The 23163-nt window shown below is 70.9% G+C and carries 20 protein-coding genes and 1 pseudogene; 7 read left to right on the top strand and 14 right to left on the bottom strand.

The window, feature by feature from the left end; translation table 11 throughout:
* Positions 1 to 30: 30 nt before the first annotated feature.
* From ABZ208_RS02490 to pip, 4 genes are all read right to left on the bottom strand, one after another.
* Entirely contained in the window at positions 31 to 2199 is a 2169-nt protein-coding gene (locus tag ABZ208_RS02490; protein ID WP_356907707.1) for an EAL domain-containing protein, read from the bottom strand.
* Complete coding sequence (locus ABZ208_RS02485; RefSeq protein ID WP_356907706.1) at positions 2196 to 3008, bottom strand: SAM-dependent methyltransferase; 813 nt, start codon at positions 3006 to 3008, stop codon at positions 2196 to 2198. Before ABZ208_RS02485 ends, ABZ208_RS02490 begins: the two co-directional genes overlap by 4 nt.
* 205 nt (positions 3009 to 3213) lie before the next feature.
* Positions 3214 to 4161, bottom strand: coding sequence for an SCO0930 family lipoprotein (locus tag ABZ208_RS02480; RefSeq protein WP_356907705.1), 948 nt, complete (start codon positions 4159 to 4161; stop codon positions 3214 to 3216).
* A gap of 212 nt (positions 4162 to 4373) precedes the next feature.
* Positions 4374 to 5336 (bottom strand): prolyl aminopeptidase, encoded by a 963-nt coding sequence (gene pip, locus ABZ208_RS02475; RefSeq protein ID WP_356907704.1) that lies wholly within the window; start codon positions 5334 to 5336, stop codon positions 4374 to 4376.
* A gap of 47 nt (positions 5337 to 5383) precedes the next feature.
* Between pip and ABZ208_RS02470 the strand changes: the two genes are divergently transcribed.
* Positions 5384 to 5878: a helix-turn-helix domain-containing protein gene (locus ABZ208_RS02470; protein ID WP_356907703.1), complete on the top strand. Its 495-nt coding sequence runs from the start codon at positions 5384 to 5386 to the stop codon at positions 5876 to 5878.
* A 170-nt stretch (positions 5879 to 6048) separates the two neighbouring features.
* Complete coding sequence (locus ABZ208_RS02465) at positions 6049 to 6564, top strand: hypothetical protein (RefSeq protein WP_356907702.1); 516 nt, start codon at positions 6049 to 6051, stop codon at positions 6562 to 6564.
* 975 nt (positions 6565 to 7539) lie between these two features.
* Here the strand turns inward: ABZ208_RS02465 and ABZ208_RS02460 are convergent.
* A pseudogene (locus ABZ208_RS02460) lies at positions 7540 to 7761 on the bottom strand (hypothetical protein); the annotation flags it as partial.
* Positions 7762 to 8058: 297 nt separating this feature from the next.
* On the opposite strand from ABZ208_RS02460, the gene ABZ208_RS02455 reads away from it, so the two are divergent.
* Entirely contained in the window at positions 8059 to 8724 is a 666-nt protein-coding gene (locus ABZ208_RS02455) for a class F sortase (RefSeq protein ID WP_356907701.1), read from the top strand.
* 92 nt (positions 8725 to 8816) lie between these two features.
* Here ABZ208_RS02455 and ABZ208_RS02450 read toward each other — a convergent pair whose 3' ends face one another.
* Positions 8817 to 9707 (bottom strand): polysaccharide deacetylase family protein, encoded by an 891-nt coding sequence (locus ABZ208_RS02450; protein ID WP_356907700.1) that lies wholly within the window; start codon positions 9705 to 9707, stop codon positions 8817 to 8819.
* Between the two features lie 163 nt (positions 9708 to 9870).
* A complete protein-coding gene (gene lysX, locus ABZ208_RS02445) occupies positions 9871 to 13182 on the bottom strand; it encodes a bifunctional lysylphosphatidylglycerol synthetase/lysine--tRNA ligase LysX (RefSeq protein ID WP_356907699.1) in 3312 nt (1103 codons plus the stop codon).
* Between the two features lie 60 nt (positions 13183 to 13242).
* Here lysX and ABZ208_RS02440 point away from each other — a divergent pair, with 60 nt between their 5' ends.
* From ABZ208_RS02440 to ABZ208_RS02430, 3 genes are all read left to right on the top strand, one after another.
* On the top strand, positions 13243 to 13704 hold the full coding sequence (locus ABZ208_RS02440) for a universal stress protein (RefSeq protein ID WP_356907698.1): 462 nt from the start codon (positions 13243 to 13245) through the stop codon (positions 13702 to 13704).
* Between the two features lie 187 nt (positions 13705 to 13891).
* Entirely contained in the window at positions 13892 to 14434 is a 543-nt protein-coding gene (locus ABZ208_RS02435) for a sigma-70 family RNA polymerase sigma factor (protein WP_356907697.1), read from the top strand.
* A gap of 169 nt (positions 14435 to 14603) precedes the next feature.
* Positions 14604 to 15113 (top strand): hypothetical protein, encoded by a 510-nt coding sequence (locus ABZ208_RS02430; protein ID WP_356907696.1) that lies wholly within the window; start codon positions 14604 to 14606, stop codon positions 15111 to 15113.
* Positions 15114 to 15137: 24 nt separating this feature from the next.
* Here the strand turns inward: ABZ208_RS02430 and ABZ208_RS02425 are convergent, their stop codons facing one another.
* The 5 genes from ABZ208_RS02425 to ABZ208_RS02405 form a co-directional block, all read right to left on the bottom strand.
* Positions 15138 to 16358 (bottom strand): histidine kinase, encoded by a 1221-nt coding sequence (locus tag ABZ208_RS02425; RefSeq protein WP_356907695.1) that lies wholly within the window; start codon positions 16356 to 16358, stop codon positions 15138 to 15140.
* A complete protein-coding gene (locus tag ABZ208_RS02420) occupies positions 16355 to 18091 on the bottom strand; it encodes a cation acetate symporter (protein ID WP_356907694.1) in 1737 nt (578 codons plus the stop codon). Before ABZ208_RS02420 ends, ABZ208_RS02425 begins: the two co-directional genes overlap by 4 nt.
* Before the next feature lie 22 nt (positions 18092 to 18113).
* Positions 18114 to 18494: a hypothetical protein gene (locus ABZ208_RS02415; protein WP_356907693.1), complete on the bottom strand. Its 381-nt coding sequence runs from the start codon at positions 18492 to 18494 to the stop codon at positions 18114 to 18116.
* A gap of 120 nt (positions 18495 to 18614) precedes the next feature.
* Complete coding sequence (locus ABZ208_RS02410) at positions 18615 to 18884, bottom strand: hypothetical protein (protein WP_328393255.1); 270 nt, start codon at positions 18882 to 18884, stop codon at positions 18615 to 18617.
* A gap of 178 nt (positions 18885 to 19062) precedes the next feature.
* A complete protein-coding gene (locus ABZ208_RS02405; protein ID WP_356907692.1) occupies positions 19063 to 19878 on the bottom strand; it encodes a response regulator transcription factor in 816 nt (271 codons plus the stop codon).
* A gap of 158 nt (positions 19879 to 20036) precedes the next feature.
* Between ABZ208_RS02405 and ABZ208_RS02400 the strand changes: the two genes are divergently transcribed.
* Complete coding sequence (locus ABZ208_RS02400) at positions 20037 to 20717, top strand: hypothetical protein (protein ID WP_356907691.1); 681 nt, start codon at positions 20037 to 20039, stop codon at positions 20715 to 20717.
* 31 nt (positions 20718 to 20748) lie between these two features.
* On the opposite strand, the gene ABZ208_RS02395 is transcribed toward ABZ208_RS02400, so the two are convergent.
* Positions 20749 to 21609 (bottom strand): DNA-formamidopyrimidine glycosylase family protein, encoded by an 861-nt coding sequence (locus ABZ208_RS02395; RefSeq protein ID WP_356907690.1) that lies wholly within the window; start codon positions 21607 to 21609, stop codon positions 20749 to 20751.
* 167 nt (positions 21610 to 21776) lie between these two features.
* Positions 21777 to 23156 (bottom strand): wax ester/triacylglycerol synthase family O-acyltransferase, encoded by a 1380-nt coding sequence (locus ABZ208_RS02390; RefSeq protein ID WP_356907689.1) that lies wholly within the window; start codon positions 23154 to 23156, stop codon positions 21777 to 21779.
* Positions 23157 to 23163: the final 7 nt, after the last annotated feature.

Genomic DNA, 23163 nt, shown 5'->3' with positions numbered 1-23163 from the left:
ACGGCCCACAACATCCGCGCCGGAGAACCCCTAGACCGCGTCGGCGAGGACCAGCGTGTGGATCCGGTCCGGTGCGCCCGGTCTCGCGTAGTACCAGCCCTGGGCGGTGTCGCAGCCCAGCTCCCGCAGCTGCTCCGCCTGTCGCCCGGTCTCCACTCCCTCGACCGTCACGGCCAGCTCCAGGCTGTGCGCCAGCGAGACGATGCCCTCCACGATCTTCAGATCCACGGGATCGGCGGGGTGGCGCTGCATCCCCTGCGTGAAGGAGCGGTCGAGCTTGAGCACGCTCACCGGGAGCCGGCGCAGATTGGCAAGGTTGGAGTAGCCGGTGCCGAAGTCGTCGAGCGCTATGTCCACGCCCATCTCGGCGAGTTGACGCAGCGGCTTGAGCAGATCCTCGTCTGCGCCGATCAGCGCCGACTCGGTGACCTCCAGGCACAGTGCGCGCGGTTCGAGGCCGGAGCGCTCGAGGACGTCGATCGTGTCGGTGACCAGCCCGGGATGCTTGAGCTGGGTGGGTGAGAGGTTGACGTTGATCCGAAGCGGACCGCCGTCGGAGTGGCGTCTGCTCCAGTACCTCGCCTGGCGTACGGCTTCCTGGAGCACCCAGCGGCCCAGCGGCACGATCAGCCCGGTGCGTTCGGCGAGCGGTATGAACCGGTCGGGTCCGAGCACGCCGTGCTGCGGATGGCACCAGCGCACCAGGGCCTCGGCGCCGTGCACGCTGCCGTCGCCGAGGTGTACCAGGGGCTGGTACTCGATGAAGAACTCGCCGCGCTCGAGGGCTGCCGGGAGGGCGTTGGTCAGCCCGTGCCGGGTGATGGCGCGCGCGTCCGCCTCGGGGTCGGCGAGCTCGAAGCGGTTGCCGCCCGCCGATTTGGCCCGGTACATCGTGATGTCGGCGCTGCGCAGCACCTCGGCGCTGGTGCGCTCGCCGCCCGGGCCCTCGACGATGCCGATGCTGCCGCGCACCGAGAACTCCCGGCCGTCGACGTTGATGGGCGTGGCGAGCGCGCCGAGGATGCGGGTGGCCAGGTCGTCGACCTCGCGCTGTGTGTCGGGCCCGGTGGTCAGCGCGACGAACTCGTCACCGCCGAGGCGGGCCACCATCTCGCTGGGTGCGGTGGCGCAGCTCTGCAGCCGGTCGGCGACCTCCACCAGCAGCCGGTCACCCGTGGCATGGCCGAGGCTGTCGTTGATGGCCTTGAAGCCGTCGAGGTCGAGATAGCACAGCCCGAAGCGGGCACCGTCGCCGGCGGTGACGGCCTTTTCCAGCCGTTCGAAGAACAGGGTGCGGTTGGGCAGTCCGGTGAGGGCATCGTGGGTGGCCTCGTAGCGCAGCCGCAGATTGAGCAGCCGGCGCTCGGTGGTGTCCTCCGTCAGCGCCAGCTGGTACTGGGGCCGGCCCTCCGCGTCGCGCAGCAGGGAGACCGTCAGGTTGGTCCACAGGACCGTGCCGTCGTTGCGGTAGAACGGCTTCTCGGTCCGGTAGTGGTCGCGTTCGCCGCGTACCAGTTCGCGGTACAGCTCGCACACCTGGGGCCGGTCCTCGGGGTGTGCCCAGTCGGTGACCTTGCGGCCGCGCACATGGTGCTCGAGACCGCCGAACATCTGCGTCAGCGTGTCGTTGACCTCCAGCACATTGCCCTCGAGGTCGGCGATCGCGATGCCGATCGCGGCCCCCTCGAACACGGCGCGGAAGCGGACCTCGGTGGCGTGCATGGCGTCGAGGGCGTCGCTGCGCGCCAGCAGCGAGGACCGGGCGATGGACTCCTGTTCGGAGAGGGTGCGCTCGCGCAGGGCCCCGGCGAAGCCGGCCGCCAGCGCGTGCTGCAAGCGGGCGCAGCGTGCCCTGTTCTCCTCGGCGGTCCGCTGCTCGTCGTCCGTGCCGCAGTACAGGACGAGATAGGCGTCGATGACGCCGAGGGTGCGGCTGAGGACGTCGGGGTCCGTGCAGTGGGCGTCGATGAGAGCCGCCCCGACCGGCCCTGCGGCCTGCGGGACGAACGGCCGGCCGTGCAGCGCCCCGGCCAGCTGCCGGGCCAGCGGAAGCAGATGCGCCTCGAGTTCGGGCCGGGTCATCGACGTGGCTGTGGCCGGGAAGATCGCCCGGCTCCAGATCGTCGCGAATCTCCTCAGCCGGTCCTCGGGTCCGTCCGGTTCGCCCGCGGGCGGCGCCGCCTTCTCCGGCGCCTTCACGCCGTGCGCCCCACCCCGGCGAACCCGGAGAAGGCATAGGGATCCTCCTGCTCGGGGGCCACGTCCGGCCGCCAGTGCGGCATGGGGACCAGACCGGGCTCGACCATCGCGCAGCCGTCGAAGAAGAGGGCTATGTCGTCGCGCGAGCGCATGATCAGGGGGTTGCGTATGGAGCGGTACACATCGACGGCGGCGCCCGCCTCGTCCTGGGTCACGGGCACACCTTCGTACGAGGCGTGGGTGACGACGATCAGGCTGCCGGGCGCCAGTGTGTCACGCAACTCGGCCACGGCGGCCTTCGGGTCGTCCTCGTCCTCGATGAAGTGCAGTACGGCCACCAGCATCAGCGCGACCGGACGTTCGAGGTCGAGCAGTCCGGTGACTTCGGGGCTGTCGAGGATCTGGCGGGGCTTGCGCAGATCGGCGGCAACGATCGCGGACTGCTCGTCGCCTTCGAGTACGGCCCGGCTGTGGGCGACGGCCACCGGGTCGTGGTCCACGTAGACGACGCGGGCGTCGGACGTCGCCTTGCGGGCGACTTCATGAACATTGCCGAAGGTCGGAATGCCGGAACCGATGTCGAGGAACTGGGTGATGCCTTCGGCCGCCGCGTAGTTCACGGCCCGCCGCATGAACGCCCGGTTCGCCTGCATGATCTTGGGGAGGCCCGGCATGAACTCCATGGCCTTGCGCGCCGCTTCCCGGTCGACTTCGAAGTTGTGCGATCCGCCCAGATAGTAGTCGTAAATGCGGGACACGCTCGGCACCGATATGTCGATGCCCTGCGGGGCCCAGGCGGGACGCTCCATCGAAGTCTCCAACAAGTCGCCACGGGGGACGGCCATGTCCATGGCCAGCGTTCGAGCCGAGGCTACTGATCGCCCGCCAAGAGGGCGAGCCCAAACGGAAATTAGCGGTCCGTTCTTGGTCACACGCGACCGGCACATGCAACCGGCCCGCCGTCACGCCAAAGGCGTGAGACGGGCCGGCCCTGCCGGAGTCGCGACGTGGGGACTACTTGGGCGCTCCGACCGGCTTGCCCTCGGGCGAGACTGCGAACCAAGTACCGCCGACGCCTTGGCCGTTGGTGTCACCGGGCTTCTTGTCGCCGGCGAAGGTGTAGATCGGCCAGCAGTCGATGGTCTGCTGCTTGATTCCGTCCGGCCGGTCGAAGGTGACGAAGCCCTTCTTCAGGATTCCTTCGGTGTCGTTCTTGTCGACGGGCTCGACCACCGGCCACTTGTCGAGGCACGCGCCGGTGCACGCCGTCTTCATCGGCCAGGCCGAGTCCTTCGTGAAGCGGTAGACCGTCATGCCGTTCTTGTCGACGACGACCTCGCCGAGCTTGGGGTCGTTGCGCACGGACAGACCCGCGAGGTCGGCCTCCTCGGCACCCGCGCCGCCGCCTGCGCCGGGGGCGGCCTTCTTGCCGTCGGGAGCCGCCGCGTACCACGTGCCGCCCACACCCTGGCCCTTGACGTCACCGGGCTTGGTGTCCTTGGCATAGCGGTACATCGGCCAGCCGTCGATGGTGAGCTGCTTGACGCCGTCCGCCCGGGTCACCTGCCCGATCAGGGAGTCGTCGACGCCCGGCGCCGGGGAGGCGCCTCCGGCGGCCACGACGGGCCATGCCTTTGCACAGTCACCTTCGCAGTTCGACTTCGGCGGCTCGGCGGTGTCTTTGTCGAACCGGTAGAGGGTGAAGCCCGCGCTGTCGGTGACGACCTTGCCGAGGTCCTTGCTCTCCCAGACCGCGAGCTGACCGGCGGGCTTGGCGCCGGCCGCCTGCCCGCCGGCGTCTGCGCCGTACCCTCCGGAGCCGTAGCCGGCATCCGCGGGCTGGGCGGCACCGACTGCCTGACCGTTGGGAGTCTCGCTTCCCTTTTCCTGACCGCACGCCGTCGTCAGCGAGAGTACGGCCGCCGCAGTCACCGCGAGTGAGGCGTTGCGCCAGGTGTTCATGTCCACTCCCGTTAGTTTTCGAACCCGTCCCGGCGCCAGGGTGCGCCGTTCATGGCCTTAGGTACGGACGCCAGGACGGCTTGTGTTCAACGCGCCGAGAAAAATCTTTGACCGTGACCCGGGCCGCAGCCGCGAAGGGGCGAAATCCGGCTCTCACCCTCGCAATTCACCCCAGGCGGAATGGCCGGATCTCAACTGCCCCAGGAGACACATCAGTCGCGGAGTGCGAAGCGGTCGAGCGCCCCGGTCACCTGTGCCCGCATCAGCTCGCTGCCCTTGTGCCCCGCGTCCTGCATGACCACCAGTTCCGCGTCCGCCCAGACACGGGTCAGTTCCCAGGCGGTGCCGAGCGGCCCGCTGAGGTCGAGCCGGCCGTGCAAGAGCACGCCCTCGATTCCCTTCAGCCGTCGCGCGTCACGCAGCAGCGCACCCTCCTCGAGCCAGGCACCGTGGGCGAAGTAGCGGGACGTGATCCGCACCATGGCGAGCCGCGCGTCGTCGGGCCGTCCGCTGTACGGATCGGGCGCGCCGTGCGGTTCCAGGGAGAGTACGGCGTCCTCCCAGCGGCACCAGTCGGCCGCCGCCTTCGCCCGCACGGCAGGATCGGGGTGTTCCATCAGGCGCGCGTACGCGGCCACGAGGTCTCCGTCCCGCTCGGCCTCGGGTACGCCGTCCCGGAACCGGTCCCATTGCTCGGGGAAGAAGCGGGCGACACCCCGGTAGAGCCAGTCGATCTCCGAGCGCCTGGTCATGGTGACGCCGTTGATGACGATCCCGGACACCCGGTCCGGGTACTGCTCGGCGTAGGCGAGGATCAGGGTGGAGCCCCACGACCCGCCGAACAGCAGCCAGCACTCGATGCCGAGGTGTTCGCGCAGACGTTCCATGTCCGCGATCAAGTGGCCGGTGGTGTTGTGCCGCATGTCCGTGGCCGGGTCGCTCGCGTGCGGAGTGCTGCGTCCGCAGCCGCGCTGGTCGAACAGGACGACCCGATAGCGCTCCGGGTCGAAATAGCGCCGCATGCCGGGTACACAGCCCGAGCCCGGACCGCCGTGGACGACGAGGGCCGGCTTGCCTCCGGGGTTCGCGCACACCTCCCAGTGGACGCGGTTGCCGTCCCCGACGTCGAGCATTCCCTGCTCGTACGGCTCGATCGGCGGATACAACTCTGCCATGGCGACACCCCTCCGATGAGATATGACAGCGCTGTTACATTAGCTCCATGGACTCCCCCGCCGCCGGGCCCGAACTGCTCGGCACCCGACTGCGCCTGCTGCTCGGGCTCCTGGAAGCGGATGTCGCCGCCGTCTACAGCGACCTCGGCCTGGACGGAGTGCGCCCCCGTTACACGCCGGTGCTGCGCATGCTGGCCACCCGCGGCCCCAGCACCATCCAGGAGGTGGCCGCGGCAATCGGCGTGACCCACTCCGCGGCCAGCCAGACGGTGGCCCAACTGGTCAGGGAAGGGCTGGTCGTGGTCGGCCCCGGCGAGGACGGGCGGCGGCGTATCGCGGCACTGACCCCGAGGGCCGAGTCCCTGCTGCCCGCGCTGGACGCCGAGTGGGAGGCGACCGCGGCGGCGGCCACCGCCTTCGAGGCCGAGCTGTCCCACCCGCTGAGCGAGCTGATCGGCGAGGCGCTCGAAGCCCTGCGGAGGCGGCCCATGCGCGCGCGGATCGCCGACGCGGCCCCCCATCTCATCCCCGGCCGGGAATGACGCGGCGACACGGGCTTCATTGAGCCACCAGGGGGACCGCTATACCCCGAATGCCCGACACGGATCGCGGACGGTTCGTCCCGCTTTTAGCGTTTCCGTGATCGAGGTGCACTGTCCGCCCGTTGTGGAACCGTTCCGCAAATGCTCCTCGGAGACCCGGAGGATTGACCATGCGCGCGATACGTGCCGCATCCGCCGCTCTGCTGGGAGTGGCCGCTCTCGCCCTGACCGCTCCCACCGCCCTCGCTGCCACCAGTATCAACACCACCCCCTACGACTTCCGCGTCACCCCTTCGACCGTCGCCCCCGGTGGACGCGTCACGCTGACCGCCGGGGGCTGCCCCAGCACGACCACGGTCACCTCCGGGGTGTTCGACACCGTCACGATCCCCCAGAACGGGTCGACCGCGGCCACCATCGACCTCAACGCCAGGCCCGGCTCCGTGTATTCGGTGCAGTTCAACTGCATCGGCCGTATCGGCACCATCGACCTCACGATTCGTGGCGGCACCACCACTCCGACCACCGGCTCCACCGTGGCTCCCCAGGGCGTCCGCGGCGGACTCGGCGGCAGCATGGACGGTCTGAACACCGGCGAGATCGTTGCCGGCGCCGCGCTCGTCGTCGCGGCGACCACCGCGACGGTCGTCGTGATCCGCCGGCGTTCCTCGACCCGCCAGCACTGAACCGCAAGTAGCCCCGAATCCTCGAGAGGATTCGGGGCTACTTGCGGTTGACCGACCGGGGTTCTTTCTTTCGACCGGTCAGCCCTGTCCGCCGATCCGACGGCGACGAACGATGAACAGGCTGCCGCCGACGGCCGCCGTGGCGACGAGACCGGCGCCGACCCCCATCTCCGCGGAGCTGGGGCCGATCGAACCGCCGAGACCGCCCTGCGCGCCCCGGCCGCGGAGCACGGTGAACTGCGCGGAGGCAACAGCCGGGCTGCCGTCGCAACGGACGGTCAGGTTGTAGCGCCCGGGCGTGGCATTGTTCCTGACCCGGGCGAAGGCGACCGCACGACCGTCCCGCAGGTCACGGTCGTCGAACTCACCGCGCACGCCGAGGTTCCCGCGGTCGTCGAAGTTACCCCGGTTGCCCAGGTTCCCACGGTCGTCGAAGTTACCCCGGTTGCCCAGGTTCCCACGGTCGTCGAAGTTACCCCGGTTGCCCAGGTTCCCACGGTCGCGGTCATCCCTGCGATCGTTGAAGTCACCGCGGTTGCCCAGATTCCCACGGTCGTTGAAGTCACCGCGGTTGCCGAGATTCCCGCGGTCGTTGAAGTTGCCCCGGTCATCCCTGCGATCGTTGAAGTCACCGCGGTTGCCCAGATTCCCACGGTCGTTGAAGTTCCCGCGGTCGCCTCCGCGGTCGTTGAAGTTCCCGCGGTTGTTGAAGTTCCCGCGGTCGTCGAACCCGCGATTGCCGAGGTTCCCGCGGTTGTTGAAGTTCCCACCGGGGTCGAATCCGCGATCGCCGAGGACTCCGCGGTTGTCGAAGACCCCTCCGTCGTCCGGGATCCCGGCGTCGTTGAAGCTTCCGCGGTCGGCGAGGTTCCCGCGGCCCTTGGAGTCGCTGCGGCTGCCCAGGTTTCCGGGGTTGACGAGGGTCCCGGGGTTGACGAGGTTCCCGAATTCGTCCCGGCGGATGTCGAAGTCCCTGGAGAGGTGGGTGTCCGGGAAAGCGTTCGACCTGACCGTGCCACCCCGCTCGCAGCCGTCGACGGAGATGGTCAGGATGCCGCCCTGGTGGACGGAAGATGGACTGACTCGGACATTTCTGGGGCCGCCGCTGGGACTACCGCCCGCGGCGGCCAGCGGGGCGCAGAGCCCGACTGCCGCGAAGGCGGTCGCGGTCGCCGCGACAGCGCGATAGGCACGCATCGTTCAACCTCCTGGAAGACGCCCCAAAGCCGGGCTCCGGGAAATTCGACGAGTACGCCTTCCATAACGAACACTCACTGGGGGGCTGACCGGTCGCATTTCGGCGTTGGTCCGCCCTGGTGAGGCGACACGCCGAGCGATCTGATGGAGTCGCAGGTCACAGACCGTCAGAACTTTTTATCTTCCGATTACCCGGATGGATCACCCCGAGTGGCCCCCACCACCCGTTCGCCGTTCCCTCCTCGCAGCCTTCGCAGCATGCGCTTAGCGTGCCTACAGGCGTACGAAGGGAGAACCATGCGCCACCACACAGGCGATTCGGAGTCGAGGAAGCGCTCGCCCTGGGGCGTCCTGGCTCTCGTCATGCTCAGCGGAATCGCTCTGATGAAGAACGGAGTGGACGTCGCGCTCGGCCCGCCGCAGCCGGCCCACGCCGCCACCCTGAACGGCCGTTTCCAGGGGGAGACGTTTCTGCCCGTACCACTGGAGCCGCTGCCGTACGCCCCCGCGGCGCGCGTGCGGATCCCGTCGCTCAAGGTTGACGCTCCGGTCATGGACGTCGGTCTGGACCAGGACGGCTGGGTGGGCGCCCCGCCGCCGGAGGAACCCAACCTCGCGGGCTGGTACCAGAACGGGATCTCGCCCGGACAGCGCGGCACCGCCGTGATCGTGGGACATGTCGACAACCAGACGGGTCCTGCCGTCTTCTACGGGCTCGGTGCGCTCCAGCGCGGCCAGCAGATCGAGGTGTCCCGGTCCGACGGGCGTGTCGCCGTCTTCGAGATCTACGGCATCGAGGTGTTCTCCAAGAACGACTTCCCGGGGGCCCGGGTGTACGGCGACACGGGCCAGCCCGAATTGCGGGTCATCACCTGCGGCGGCGGCTACTCGCAGACGGACGGCTACGACGGCAACGTCGTCGTCTTCGCACGGATGGTCAGGACCGTCACATCCTCGCCCTGATCCCCTGATCCCCCTTCGCCCCTGCCCCACGGTCCCTTCGCGGCTCCCGGGCCACCGCGTCCGGCGCTCGGTCCCAGCGCCGGACGCCGCGTTCAGCGACGCGGCACCGTGATCCGGTATCCGTCGACCAGCAGCTCGGGCAGATAGCTGCGCAGCGCTGCGACGCTCTGCGACCGCTCGCCGCCGGCGTCGTGCGAGAGCACGATCACGCCCGGCGCGGCGCCGTCCAGTACCCGTCGCACGATGGTCGCGGTGCCGCGCGCCGTCCAGTCGTGGCTGTCCACCGTCCAGCCGAGCGGCTCCATGCCGAGCTCGGCGCCGATCTCGAAGGACAGTCTGTTCCAGGCGCCGTAGGGAGCCCGATACCACAGCGGCGCCTCCCCCAGCGTCCTCTCGACCACCTCGCTGGTACGGCCCAGCTCCCTGCGGATCCCGGACGGCGGAAGGTCGGGGATCCGCGGATGCGACCACGAGTGATTGCCCACCACATGCCCGTCGTCGGCCATCTCGCGCAGCAGATCGCGGTTGTAGGTGGCCATCTCACCGCACACGAAGAACATCGCCTGCACTGCGTGCTTGCGCAGTGTCTTCAGGATCGCGGGCGTGTAGCGCGGATCGGGCCCGTCGTCGAAGGTGAGCACCAAGGCCCGTCCGACATCCGCCACCTTCAGGAACGGCGATGTGCGCACGGGCGGTGCCGCGCGGCGCAGCACGGGCGGCGCGGCATACCCCGTCATGGGCTGAAGCCGGTAGGCGGAGGCCTTGCGAGGGCGGACCCCGGCCTGCGCCAGGCCGTGCGGTGGCCCCGCTGCCACGGTCGGCCCCGCCGCCGGCGCCGCAGTCGGGGCCGGGCTCGGGACCGGTTCCTTTCCCGGCCTTCGCACCTGCTCGGAAGCAATGAGTCCGACAGTGGCGACCGCACCCAGACATGCGGCCGTACGGAGCACCGAGCGACGGCCGGGAGTCGGTTGATCCTCTTTCATGGCCAACTGCTCGCACGATGAGCGCCGTGCGCCGCACAGCGACACCGGATGCGCCGGCGAAACCACCCGATGGGAGCAGTGCTGCGCGAAGAACATGGTGGCGCCGCGTACATCGGATGCGTACCGGAGATACGTCTGCTACGACGGGCAGGTCTGGCGCGGGTCAGGTGCCGCGGACCAGCGGGAAGGGCAGGGTCTCGCGGATGGTCAGCCCTGTGAGGAACATGACGAGCCGGTCGACGCCGATGCCCAGGCCCCCGGTCGGCGGCATGGCGTACTCCAGGGCGGTCAGGAAGTCCTCGTCGATCTCCATGGCTTCCGGGTCGCCGCCGGCCGCGAGCAGCGACTGCGCGGTCAGCCGGCTCCGTTGCTCCACGGGGTCGGTCAACTCCGAGTACGCCGTGCCCAGTTCCGTACCGAACGCGACCAGGTCCCAGCGTTCGGCCAGCCGTGGGTCACGGCGGTGCCGGCGGGTGAGCGGGGAGACGTCGGTCGGGAAGTCCTTGTAGAACGTGGGCAGTTTCGTCCTTTCCTCGACCAGCCGTTCGTACATCTCCAGGACGATGTCGCCGCGGGTGTCGTCCGGGATGTGCGGAACGCCCGCACGGTCGCACAGGGTCCGCAGCGCCTGTTCCCCGGTGTCGGCGTCCACCTCCTCGCCGAGCGCCTCGGAGATCGCCTCGTACACCGTCCTGACCGGCCAGATGCCTGAGATGTCGTGGGCGACGAGCTTGCCGTCCGGACCGGCCTTGTGGGCGACTTGAGAGCCGAAGGCGGCGGTCGCCGCGCCCTGGATCAGCTCGCGGGTGAGCTCGAGCATCTCGTCGTAGTCGGCGAAGGCCTGGTAGGCCTCGAGCATCGTGAACTCGGGGTTGTGCTTGTAGGACACGCCCTCGTTGCGGAACGTACGGCCCATCTCGAAGACCTTCTCCATGCCGCCCACGCACAGCCGTTTGAGGTACAGCTCGGGTGCGATGCGCAGATACAGGTCGAGGTCGTAGGCGTTGATGTGGGTGGTGAAGGGCCGGGCGTTGGCTCCGCCGTGGATCTGTTGCAGCATCGGCGTCTCGACCTCGAGGAAACCGCGGTCCAGCAGGCCCTGTCGCAGTGCCTGAACGGCGGTGGACCGGCGGCGCACGACGTCGCGGGCGTCGGGGCTGGCGACGAGATCCAGATAGCGCTGCCGAACGCGGGCCTCAGGGTCGGCGAGCCCGTGCCGTTTGTCGGGCAGCGGGCGCAGGCATTTGCCGGTCAGCCGCCAACCGGTGACGAAGACGGAGAGCTCGCCCCGGTCGCTGACGCCGATCTCGCCGTCGGCGGTGATGTGGTCGCCGAAGTCGACGGTGGAGGTGAAGCCGTCCAGCACGCCGGCGCCGGCCGCGTCGCGACTGAGGACCAGCTGCAGATCGCCCGACCAGTCGCGCAGCAGGGCGAAGACGATGCCGCCGAAATCGCGTACGACCATCACCCGTCCGGCGACCGTCACCCGTTCGCCGCTTCGGCTGCCGGGAGCGTCCGCCGAGTGCGCGGCGCTGATCTCGGCGAGGGTACGGGTGCGCCGGGGGATCTCGACGGGGTACGGATCGATGCCGGCGGCACGCAGCCGCTCCATCTTGGCGTGGCGGATGCGTACCTGCTCGGGGAGCCGTTCCTGACCCGCCCCGGCGGCCGTCGCCGGCGCGGCCAGGCCGAGCGCGTCGATGGACGGCAGTCCTTCTGTGGACAGGGGTGGGACCACGCCCTCGGGCCGTCTGCCGGACCGTCCTCTCCCCCACATGGTGCGCAGGCTCGGTACGGAGACGAAGCCTTCGGCGATCCCGGAGGCGAGTCCGACGCGGGCGAGCGAGCCCGCGTCGCCGTAGCACAGGAAGCGCGGATACCACTCGGGCTGGTACTTCACGTTGGACCGGTACAGGGCCTCGAGCTGCCACCACCTGGAGAAGAAGAGCAGCATCCGGCGCCACAGCCGCAGCACGGGACCGGCGCCGATGCGGGCGCCTTCCTCGAAGACCGAGCGGAAGACCGCGAAGTTGAGGGAGATACGGCGGACGCCGATCTTGCCGACATGGGCGCACAGCTCCGCGACCATGAACTCCATGATCCCGTTGGGTGCCCCGGGGTCGCGGCGCATCAGGTCGAGGGAGATCCCGTCCTCGCCCCAGGGCACGAACGACAGCAGCGCGATCAGTTCGCCGTCGCCGTCGAAGGCCTCGACGAGCAGGCAGTCTCCGTCGGCCGGGTCCCCGAGCCGGTCGAGGGCCATGGAGAAGCCGCGTTCGGCTTCGGTGTCCCGCCAGGCGTCGGCCCGGTCGACGATGCGCTGCATCTCCTCGTCGGTCAGGGTGCGGTGGCGACGGACACGGGTGTGCGCGCCGGTCCGCTTGACCCGGTTCACCGCCTGCCGGGTCACGCGCATGTCCCGGCCGCCCAGGTCGAAGCGGGCGACGATGAGGATCGCCTCGTCGCCGAGCTGGATCGCCCCGAGTCCGGACCGCGCGTAGGCCTTGGCCCCCTCTTCCGACGCGCCCATGACCGCGGGGGCCCAGGCGTAGCGGCGCGCGAGGTCCAGCCAGGCGTCGATGGCGGGCGTCCAGGCCTCCCGTTCACCGACCGGGTCACCGCTGGCCAGGCAGACACCCGCCTCGACACGGTAGGTGACGGCGGCCTTGCCGCTGGGTGAGAAGACGACGGCCTTGTCACGACGGGTGGCGAAGTAGCCGAGCGAGTCCTGGGCTCCGTAGGCGCCGAGCAGGGCGCGGAGCCGGGCCTCCTCGTCGCCGTGGAGTGCGGCTTCCAGACGCTGGGAGCGCAGCAGGGTGTGGGCGGCGGCAAGCAGGGCGAGCGCGCCGAACAGTCCGAGCAGGAAGAAAAGGAAGCGTGGTGGCCTGCCGTCGAACTGGTCGCCCGACACCAGTCCGCCGAGGACCCGGTTGGCGGCCCAGAGCAGGCGCTGGCTCTGCGGCAGCCCGCCCGGGAACACCTCGACGAGGGCCCAGCCGACGAGGATCCCGGTGGCCAGGCCCAGCACCAGCACGGCAAGGGCGCGGCGGAACGTGCCGCGTCTGCTGCGGGCGTAGAACTCGCCACGGGCCCAGATCAGGACCGCGACGGCGAGCAGACACAGCACCAGGTTGGGAAGCCAGCCCCATTCCGCGGCGATGGCGAGCACCAGGACATCGGACAGCGTCAGCAGCCCCAGATAGATGACGACGAGCCACCACGCGGCCCTCTTGCGGGCTCCGACTGCGGCGGCGAGCAGCAGCAGGAACACGGCGTAGGCGAGGTTGGCGCTGACCGGGACGGCGAAACGGTCCAGGAACAGGACGACGGGGTGCAGCAGGAGCCGCAGCGGCGGGATGAGGGCGAGGAGTACACAGAACGCCCCCAGCAGCCCGAAGAACACCGCGAACGCACCGGGCACCTTGGAAGCCAGGCTGCCGCGGGCGGGAGTGCGCTGCGCCACGGTGACACTCATGGTCTGCACTCTAAGGAGACCCTCGGCGGACCGCCTGTCGGAGCCGATAGCCTCGTTCATGTGAACGAGCACGCGCCTCACCGTTTCGAACGCGGTACGGACGGCCCCAAGGTGATCGTCGTCGGCGTCGACGGATCCGACTCCTCGCTGCGGGCCGCGGCGTATGCGGGAGGGCTGGCGCGGCGGCAGAACGCGCTGCTGGCCATCGTGTACGTGCAGCCGGTGCTGCCCGCGGGCGCCGCGCTCGGGGCGCCGGTGGCGGACACGACCGGGGAGATCGCCGAGAGCCTGGTGGCGGAGATCCGGTCTGCGGCGGAAAGGGTGAAGGGCATCTGGGACGTCCGCTGGGAGTTCCACACTTTCCACGGTGACCCGTTCGGCGGTCTGGTCACCGCGGCCGACCAGCTGGAGGCGGACGCCGTGGTGGTCGGGGCCTCACAGTCGGCGGGGCACCGGATCGTCGGTTCGGTCGCCGTGCGGCTCGTGAAGGCCGGCCGCTGGCCGGTGACGGTCGTTCCTTAGCAGAGCCGGTCACCGGAGCGGACCGGTGCGCTCCGTCCGGCCGCCGGTCCGGCCGACCGTTCGCCGCACCATTCACCGCTCCGTACGACCGTTCGCCGAGGACCGCTGTACGCCGCCTGTCCCCGGGCGCCGGGATGCGTTCGGATACGCCACGTGGCAGCGACCTCTGCGCGAAAGGGTGTTGGCAATGGCGACGGCGACCGCGACGACCGACGAGCGGGCCCTGGTGGAGCTGCAGCGTGAGCACGGCCCCGCCCTGCTGAACTTTCTCCAGGGGCTGACCTACGGCGACCAGCAGCGTGCCGAGGACCTGCTGCAGGAGACCTTCGTCAAGGCTTGGCAGCACCCCGAGGCGTTCGACGCCCCCTACGAGTCGATGCGGCCCTGGCTGTTCACCGTCGGCCGCCGGCTCGCGATCGACGCCCGCCGCTCGCGCATGGCCCGCCCCACGGAGATCGGTGACGGGGTACTCGCCACCACGGCCGACCCCTGCGACCCCACCGAGAGCGCCGTCGCCGTGCTCGATGTGCGCGCCGCCGTGGAGTCGCTCAGCGCCGAGCACCGCGCCGTGCTGGTGCAGATCTACTTCCACGGGCTGAGCGTGAACGAGGCCGCGCAGGCGCTCGGGATACCACCGGGCACCGTCAAGTCGCGGTCGCACTATGCCCTGCGCGCACTCGCCCGCGGACTGCCCGGCTACAGCCGAGCGCCCCGTCCCGTGCGCCACTGACGCACCGCCGGGTGACCCGTCCCCCTGGGGCCCCGCACCGGACGTGGCGATATGCGAAACGTCACGTTCAAGTTGAGAAAAGAAGGGCCCCCAGCCGTGTCAGTCGGTACAGGCTCGTGGTCGAGGCGCGGACGAAGCGGACCAACGTGTAGGGGAGAGGGTGGTGCGGGTGCAGCCCGAAAGTACGAATGGCACCAGCGGTGGCGGGCTCGCCGTGCCCATGGCGTGGCTGTGCGCCGAGTACATCGCCGACGAGATGCTGCGGTCGAGCGCTCTGGTGGAGAGCGGCTCGCTGGAGTTCCGCGCCGGACGGCAGACGCTCGCGCTCACCATTCATCTGTGCGAGACGAGGGACGACTTCTCCGCCGAGAACTCGGCCGCCCGCATCGAGGACTGGCTGGGCCTGACCTCCTACGGCCATCCCTGGCAGGAGTGGGTGCTGGCGCAGCTGGGGGCGAGAGCCACGCATGATGGTGACGATCCCGATCGGGACCTTGCCGTCGATGCCTGGCGGTGGCTGCGCGACACCGAGCTGCTCGCCGCCGACCTCGGAGGCCTGGAGCCCTGGCAGGCCGCGCACCAGCCGCTGGAGTGCGGTATCGACGAGGCCGTACAGGTGTGGACTCCGGCCTGGCAGCTGGGTCTGCCGCTCGGCCATCTGGCCGTTCATCTGTACTGAGGCTCCCGACCGCCACCCGGCCCGTCAGGTACCCGTCCGCGGGCCCGCCGACGAATGCACTCCCGCGCGGTACTTGGGGATCCGGATCGTGATCTTCATGCCTGCGCCGACGGCTGTCTCGATCACCAGGCCGTGCCCGTCCCCGTACACCTGGCGCAGCCGCTCGTCGACATTGCACAGGCCGATGCCCGAGGCGGAGGTCCGCTCCCCTGCCAGGATGCCCCGCAGCACCTCCGGGTCCATGCCCACGCCGTCGTCCTCGATGGTCACCATTGCCTCCGCGCCTGCGTCCTGCGCCATGATCGTGACGCGGCACTCGTTCCTGGAGTCCTCGAGGCCGTGCTTGACGGCGTTCTCGACGAGCGGCTGCAGACACAGGAACGGCAGTGTCACCGGCAGCACTTCGGGCGCGACCTGGAGGGTCACCTTGAGACGGTCGCCGAACCGGGCGCCGGCCAGCGCCAGATACTGCTCGATGGAGCGCAGTTCGTCGGCGAGATGGGTGAACTCGCCGTGGCGCCGGAACGAGTAGCGCGTGAAGTCGGCGAACTCCAGCAGCAGTTCACGGGCCCGTTCGGGATCGGTGCGGACGAACGAGGCGATGGCGGCGAGTGAGTTGAAGATGAAGTGCGGGGAGATCTGGGCTCGCAGCGCACGGATCTCGGCCTCGATCAGCCGGGTGCGGGAGCGGTCGAGTTCGGCGAGCTCCAGCTGTACGGACACCCAGCGGGCCACCTCGGTGGCCGCCCGCACCAGCACGGCCGACTCCCGTGAGCCGTAGGCGACGAGCGCCCCGAGCACTCCTTCCTCGCCGGTGAGCGGGGCGATGACGACCCAGCGCAGCGGGCACTCGAGGTCCGCGCACTCGGAGTGCAGGCTCTGGCTGCGCCCGGAGTCCAGCATCTCGGCGACGCGCGCGAGGACCTGCTCGCGGTGATGGTCGGCGCCGCGGCCGTCCCAGGCGAGCACGGAATCGCGGTCGGTGAGGCAGAGCGCCTCGGTGCCGAGCAGCGAGCGCAGCCGCCGGGCGGCCTTGCGGGCGGTGTCCTCGGTGAGCCCGGCCCGCAACGGGGGCGCGGCGAGGGATGCGGTGTGCAGGGTGTGGAAGGTGGCCCTTTCGACGGGCGTGCCGAGATCGAGGTCGGGCCCCGCGCCGCGGCGCGCCGTGATGCGGCCGACCACGATGCCGATGGCGAGCAGCACCGCCCCCGCCGCGACGAGCGCGGCCACTCCCGTGCCGGTCAACGCTGCGCTCCTTCGTGTGGTGGCCTGCCGACGAGGTCCTCCGGCAGATGCAGCCGGGCGAGGATCGCGGCGGCGCCCGGCGGTATGTGACGGGGTGTGGCCAGGGACACGGCCACCATGGTCAGGAAGCCGAGCGGCACCGACCAGACGGCCGGCCAGGCCATCAGCGTGTGCGGCCAGCCCTCGGGCGCGAGCCCCGCCCTGGTGGCCATCACCGCGGTCAGTGCCGCTCCCCCGCCCACCACGAGACCGGCAGCGGCACCGGGCGGGGTGAGTCCGCGCCACCAGATGCCGAGGACGAGCAGCGGGCAGAACGACGACGCCGAGACGGCGAACGCGAGTCCGACCGCGTCGGCGACCGGCACCTGGGACGCCACGACGCTGAGCGCGAACGGGACTGCCATGGCGAGCACCGTCGCGAGCCGGAAGTGCCGTACGCCCCGCGAGGGCAGCACGTCCTGGGTGATGACACCGGCCACGGACATGGTCAGCCCGGACGCCGTGGACAGGAAGGCGGCGAAGGCACCGCCCGCGAGCAGCGCGCCGAGCAGATCGCCCGCGAGGCCGCCCACCATCCGCTCGGGCAGCACCAGGACAGCGGCGTCGGCGGCCCCGGTGAGGGTGAGTTCGGGAGCGTAGATCCGGCCGAGGGCGCCGTACACCGGCGGCAGCAGATAGAAGGCGCCGATCAGCGAGAGGACGACGAGGGTGGTGCGGCGTGCGGCACGTCCGTTCGGGCTGGTGTAGAAGCGGACGGCGACATGCGGGAGCCCCATCGTGCCGAGGAAGGTGGCGAGGATCAGCCCGTACGTCGCGTACAGCTGATAGCCGTCCCGCCCGCCCGACAGCGGCTGGGACCATCTGAAGGTGTCCGCGCCCGATGCGGCGGTCCGCTCGGGAACCGGGGCGCCCTGCGGGAAGGCGAGCACGGTGCCGGCGTCGACGCGGTGCGTGCCCCGGTCGAGGGTGATCCGCTGCGCCTGGTGACGGGTGCCGTCGACCCGGCCGGTGACCGTGAGCGTCAGCGGCTCGTCGAGGTCGATGCGGACGGTGTCGTCGACGCGTACGTCGGTGTGCTCGCGGAAGACGGCGGGTGCGTCGAAGCGGGCCCGCGGAGTGTCGTCGCCCGCCCAGACGGCGACGAGGAACAGGGCGGGCACCAGCAGTGCGGTGAGCTTGAGCCAGTACTGGAAGGCCTGGACGAAGGTGATGCTGCGCATGCCGCCCGCCGCGACGGCCCCGGTGACGACGAACGCGACGACCAGTCCGCCGACCCAGTCCGGTGCGCCGGTGAGGATCTCCAGCGTCAGGCCGGCGCCCTGCAGCTGAGGCAGCAGATACAGCCAGCCGATGCCGACCACGAACAGGCTCGCAAGCCTGCGCACATGTGCGGACTCCAGCCGTGCCTCGGCGAAGTCGGAGAGGGTGTACGCCCCGGAGCGGCGCAGCGGGGCGGCGACCAGGACCAGCAGGACGAGGTATCCGGCGGTGTAACCGACGGGGTACCAGAGCATGTCGGGGCCCTGGAGCAGGACGAGTCCGGCGATGCCGAGGAAGGAGGCGGCGGACAGGTACTCGCCGCTGATCGCCGCGGCGTTGAGGCCGGGTTTCACGGTGCGGGAGGCGACGTAGAAGTCGGAGGTGGTACGGGATATGCGCAGGCCGAGCGCACCGATGAGCACGGTGGCGAGCACCACGGCGGTGACGGCGGCCACCGCGTAGGTCTGGTTCACACGGGCTCCCCGGGCGGCACGGTCAGCGGCCTTCGAGCAGCCTGGTGAAGTCGCGTTCGTTGCGCTCGGCCCGGCGCACGTACCAGCGGGCGGTCAGCCACATCACGGGGTAGACCCCGACGCCGAGCGCGGCCCAGATGAACGGCGCCGGTGAGGAGACACCGCCGCCGAGTGCGGCCGGGAGCGCGAAGAGCAGCGGCAGCGATCCGACGACCAGCACGAGTGCCCCGAGAGCGCACAGGGCGGCCCGCAGCTGGCTGCGCATCAGGGAGCGCACATAGGTGGCGCCGAGCGTGGTCTGCTCGCTGATCTCCGAGCGGGCCGGCGCGTGTCCGGGGGCCCGGCGGGCGCTGCGCGGCACTCCGGTGACGACCACTCGGCGTGGGGGTTGCTCTGCAGACATCGTCGTCCGCTCCAGCGTTGTCGGCGGCCTCGGGAGAAGTGGAGTCTACGCAGGTGGGATCGGCTGCGGTAGAGACCGGTGGGCAGGCGGTGCGGCCACGCGCCCGCCGGGCCGGGCAGGTCAGCCGGTGGTGTGCCGGGCGCAGTCGCCGAGGGCGATCTCCAGCTCCACGTACGACTCCTCGGCCCTGCGGAAGGCGACCTCGAGGGCGGCTTCGGCGCGTGGGCCGGCCAGCCCCTGGGCGGACTCCCTGATCTCGTACAGCACATCGGCCCAGCGGCCCGCGGCGCTCTTGGCTGCGGTCAGCAGCGCCTGCAGTTCGCCCGGACCGGTGGGCCGGGTCGCCGGCAGGCTGCGCAGCTCGTCCAGCAGTGCTTCGATGTCGGACATCCGGACCCTTCTCCCTGGCGCGATCAAGGTTAGGCGCGCGGTGCGGCGGCGCGTGCCCGATCCGGGCCCGTCTCGGCGGACGGGTGCCGTGCGTCGCCGGGCGGCCGTGGCCGGGCGACGAGCGGCGCTCCGACGGGGTCGAACGGTCGTGGGTGCCGGTCGCCGCGGTGCCGGCAGGTCAGCCCCGGGCGTGGCGCATCAGCAGTTCGCGCAGCTGGCGTGCGTGCCGGCGGCTGACGGCGAGCTCGGCCGTGCCGACCCGGACGGTGGTGGCCCCGGCGTCCAGGCGCAGTTCGTCGATGCGGCCGAGGGCGACCAGATGGCTGCGATGGATGCGTACGAAGCCCCGGGATGCCCAGCGCTCCTCCAGGGTGGAGAGCGGGATTCTGACCAGGTGGCTGCCGTCGGCGGTGTGGAGCCTCGCGTAGTCGCCCTGTGCCTCGGCATAGGTGATCTGGTCGATCGGTACGAAGCGGGTGACACCGCCCAGTTCCACCGCTATCTGCTCGCCGCCCTGGGCCGGGCCGGGAGTTGGGTGTGCCGGTGCGGTGTACGGGGCGGGAGCAGTGGCAGCCGGGCCCGCGCGGTGCGGTTCGCGGGAGGTGAGATGCAGGTCGCGTACCCGGCGTACCGCTTCGGCCAGGCGCTCCCTGCGCACCGGCTTGAGCACATAGTCCACGGCCTTGAGGTCGAAGGCCTGGACGGCGAACCCCTCGTGCGCGGTCACGAAGACGATCAGCGGCGGACGGGCGAACCCGGCGAGCAGCCGGGCGACGTCGAGTCCGGTGAGCCCGGGCATGTGGATGTCGAGGAAGACGACGTCGATGGCGTCGTCGCCGTCGGGGCCGGCGTCCAGTGCGCGGCCGATGCGGCGCAGCGCCTCGGTGGCGTCCGTCGCCCCCTCCGCGCTGCTGATCCGGGTGTCGGAACGCAGCAGATAGAGCAGTTCCTCGAGTGCCGGTTTCTCGTCGTCCACAGCCAGTACGCGCAGCATGGTGCGGAGTGTAGGCGCGCCTCAAGGGCCGGGACCATGGCCTGTTCGACGCACGGCTTTGCGATCGCGTTCACACCGTGCCGACCGGTTGAGCGCAAGGCCTTCCTGCTGCGTATTCCAGGGTGACCGCCCGTAACACGAGGAATAGAGGAACCCCCATGGACCGGCAGCAGCGGCACCATGACGTGGCCGCCTATGCGCTGGGCATCCTGGAACCTGCCGACGCGTACCTGTTTGAGGAGCATGTTTCCCGGTGTGTCATGTGCGCCGTGCAGCTGTCGGACTTCACCTCGGTCGCGACGGCCCTGTCCCAGCTCGGCAGCCCGGGCCGGGTCGATGTCCGCCCCACACCCCGGTTGCTGGCGCAGCTGACCGATGCGGTGGCGTGCGAGCACCGGCGCGAGCGGCGACGGCGGCTGCGGCTCGTCTCCGCGGCAGCCGCGCTGATCGTCGCACTGCCCGTGGGTGTCGTCGCCCTCCGGGGCGGCGCCGGTCCGCTGCCCGACGTACCGCCCGAGGTACGTGTCGTGGCAAGCGATCCGGCCTCAGGGGTCAGCGCTTCGGTGGCTCTTCGGGAGGCGGGATCGGGTACGTCGGTCGCGATGCGGCTCACGGGACTCACCGGGCCGCGCGTCTGCCGGCTGGTTGCGATCGGCAAGGACGGGGTGGAGCATCCCGTGCTCACCTGGCAGGTGCCCAAGGGCGGCTTCGGGATGGGCGGCGCCGGGCATCAGGGACCGCTGGACATCGAGGGCAGCACGGGCCTGCACGCTGCGGAGATCGGCCGCTGGGAGGTCCGGGCGGACAACGGGGAGAAACTGCTGTCGATCGGGGGGTGACCCGGCCGCGGTACCGACGGGGAGGCGGGCGCTACTTCAGCAGCCGGGAGAGCCTGCGGTCGGCGAGCGGCTTGCCGCCGGTCTGGCAGGTGGGGCAGTACTGCAGCGACGAGTCGCTGTAGGACACTTCGCGGATGGTGTCGCCGCAGACGGGGCATGCCTCGCCGGTGCGGCCGTGGACCCGCAGGCCGCTCTTCTTCTCCGACTTGAGCCGCCCGGCCGCAAGCCCCCGCGAGCGTTCCACGGCATCGCCGAGTGTACTGCGCAGCGCCTCGTAGAGAACATCCGTCTCGGCCTCGCCGAGATTCTGGACGGACTTGAACGGCGACATCTTCGCCGCGTGCAGGATCTCGTCGCTGTACGCGTTGCCGATCCCGGCGATCAGGCTCTGGTCACGCAGCGCCCCCTTGATCTGCCGCCGCTCACCGGCCAGTACGGCGGCGAACGCGGCCCGGTCGAAGTCCTCGGCGAGCGGATCGGGACCGAGCCGCGCCACACCGGGCACCTCGGCCGGGTCGTGCACGAGATGCACCGCGAGGCGCTTGGTGGTGCCCGCCTCGGTCAGATCGAAGCCGCTGCCGTCGGCCAGCACGGTGCGCAGGGCGAGCGGTCCCTTGCCGGGCCGGGGCGGCGCGGCCGGGAACTCGTCCTTCCACTGGAGCCATCCGGCCCGGGAGAGATGGGTGACCAGATGCAGGCCGCCCGCCGTGATGTCGAGCCATTTGCCGTGCCGGTCCACGGCGGTGACGGTCTCGCCCTCGACGGCGCCGAGTGGCGGGTCGTACGTCTTGAGCACGCTGATGGCCACCGGCATGACGCGGGTGATCTGCCGGCCCACAAGGTGTGCGTCGAGGAACTCTCGCAGGGCTTCGACCTCAGGCAGTTCGGGCATGCCTCCACCCTGCCGCACCGGCGTGCCCGGTGCCCGCCGGGGGCCCGGGAAAGTCGAGTGGCCGGTCGCGCACCGGCCGTGTGCGCGAGCCGTCGCGGTGGCGGGCGCGGCGTGCCGCCGCGCCACGCGGTCGAGGCCGTCACTCCACCGGCGCGTCGCTGTCCGGTCTACGGGCGCTGCCCGGGCTGCCGGACGGCGGCGAGAAGCTCGTCGAGCTCCTCGCGCAGCGCGAGGAGCAGCTTTTCGATGTCGGGAAGTGCCTTGCCGTCGGCGACCAGGCCGACATGGACCTGCCCGCCGTACGTCGACATGGCGATCGCCAGCGACTGCCCGCGGGCGAGCGGCGCCAGCGGATAGATCTCGCGCAGCGGGCAGCCGCCGAGGGAGAGCGCCGAGCGGGGCAGCGGCACGCTGGTGACCAGGATGTCGAACAGTACCCGGGCCGCGCCGCCGGCCAACGGCGCGCCGAACCGATGAGCCAGTGGCGGCAGTTGGTCGGCCAGTACGGCCACCGCTCCGGCGCCGCGCAGGGGTCCGGCGGACTTGTTGCGGTCCATGGCCAGGCGTACGGCCGCCAGCCGTGAGCACGGGTCGGGGTCGGCGACCGGCAGCTCCACCAGATAGGCGGACAGCTTGTTGCCGGATCCGGGGCGGCCGCCGGGCCTGCGCCGGGAGACCGGCACCAGGGCGCGCGGGCCGGCCTCGGGCAGCTGGTCGCCCCGTCCGGACATCCACCGCCGCAGCGCACCCGTCACCACCGCGAGCAGCACATCGTTGGCCGTGCCGCCCGCCGCCCTGCGGACGCGGCTCACCTCCTCCAGGTCGAGCACGGCGGTGCCGACGCGACGGGTGCCACTCGAACCGGCCGTGAGCGCCGGCAGTCCGCGCGGGTCGAGCCGGCTGGCCAGTACGACGGAGGCCCCGACGCCGAGCGCCTGGCCCAGCTCCGCGATGCGCCCCCTTGCGAATCCGGCGATGCGCCGCGCGCCCCACGGCAGCGGGCGGGACGTCACGGTGCGCGAGCGGCGGGCGACGGTCCTGCGGGCGTCGGCGATCTCGTCGAAGATGCCGGCCCCGATGGCCACGGCGCGCATGCCGTCGGCGAGGGCGTGATGGAGCTTGACGAGCACCGCGAAGCAGGTCGCGCGCTCGCTCGACAGGAGGTACATCTCCCAGGGCGGCAGGCCGCGTTCGAGCGGCTGCTCCATCAGCTCGCCCGCCGCACGGGCGGCTTCGGCGGCGAAGTCGCCGTCCGGGAGGCGCAGATGCCGCACATGCCGCAGCACCTCGAAGCCGTCGTCGGCGGCCCAGGCCGCCCCGCCGACAGGCAGCAGGACGTCCTGCACCCGCATCCGCAGCCGGGGGATGGCGGCCGCGCGGTTCGCGAGCAGACCCAGGATGCGTTCGGCGTCGTCCTCCCGGTCGCCCCCGGTCCCGGAGCCCGGAGCAGGAGCGAAGAAAGCGAGCGCACCGAGATGCATCGGATGGCCGGTGGATTCGAGATGCCAGAACGCCAGGTCCAGGGGGGCGAGAAGCTCGCTGCTCAAGTGGTCC

The sequence above is a fragment of the Streptomyces sp. NPDC006208 genome (assembly GCF_040613775.1).
In the GTDB taxonomy this organism is placed as follows: domain Bacteria; phylum Actinomycetota; class Actinomycetes; order Streptomycetales; family Streptomycetaceae; genus Streptomyces.
This window is presented reverse-complemented; position numbering and strand designations above follow the sequence as displayed.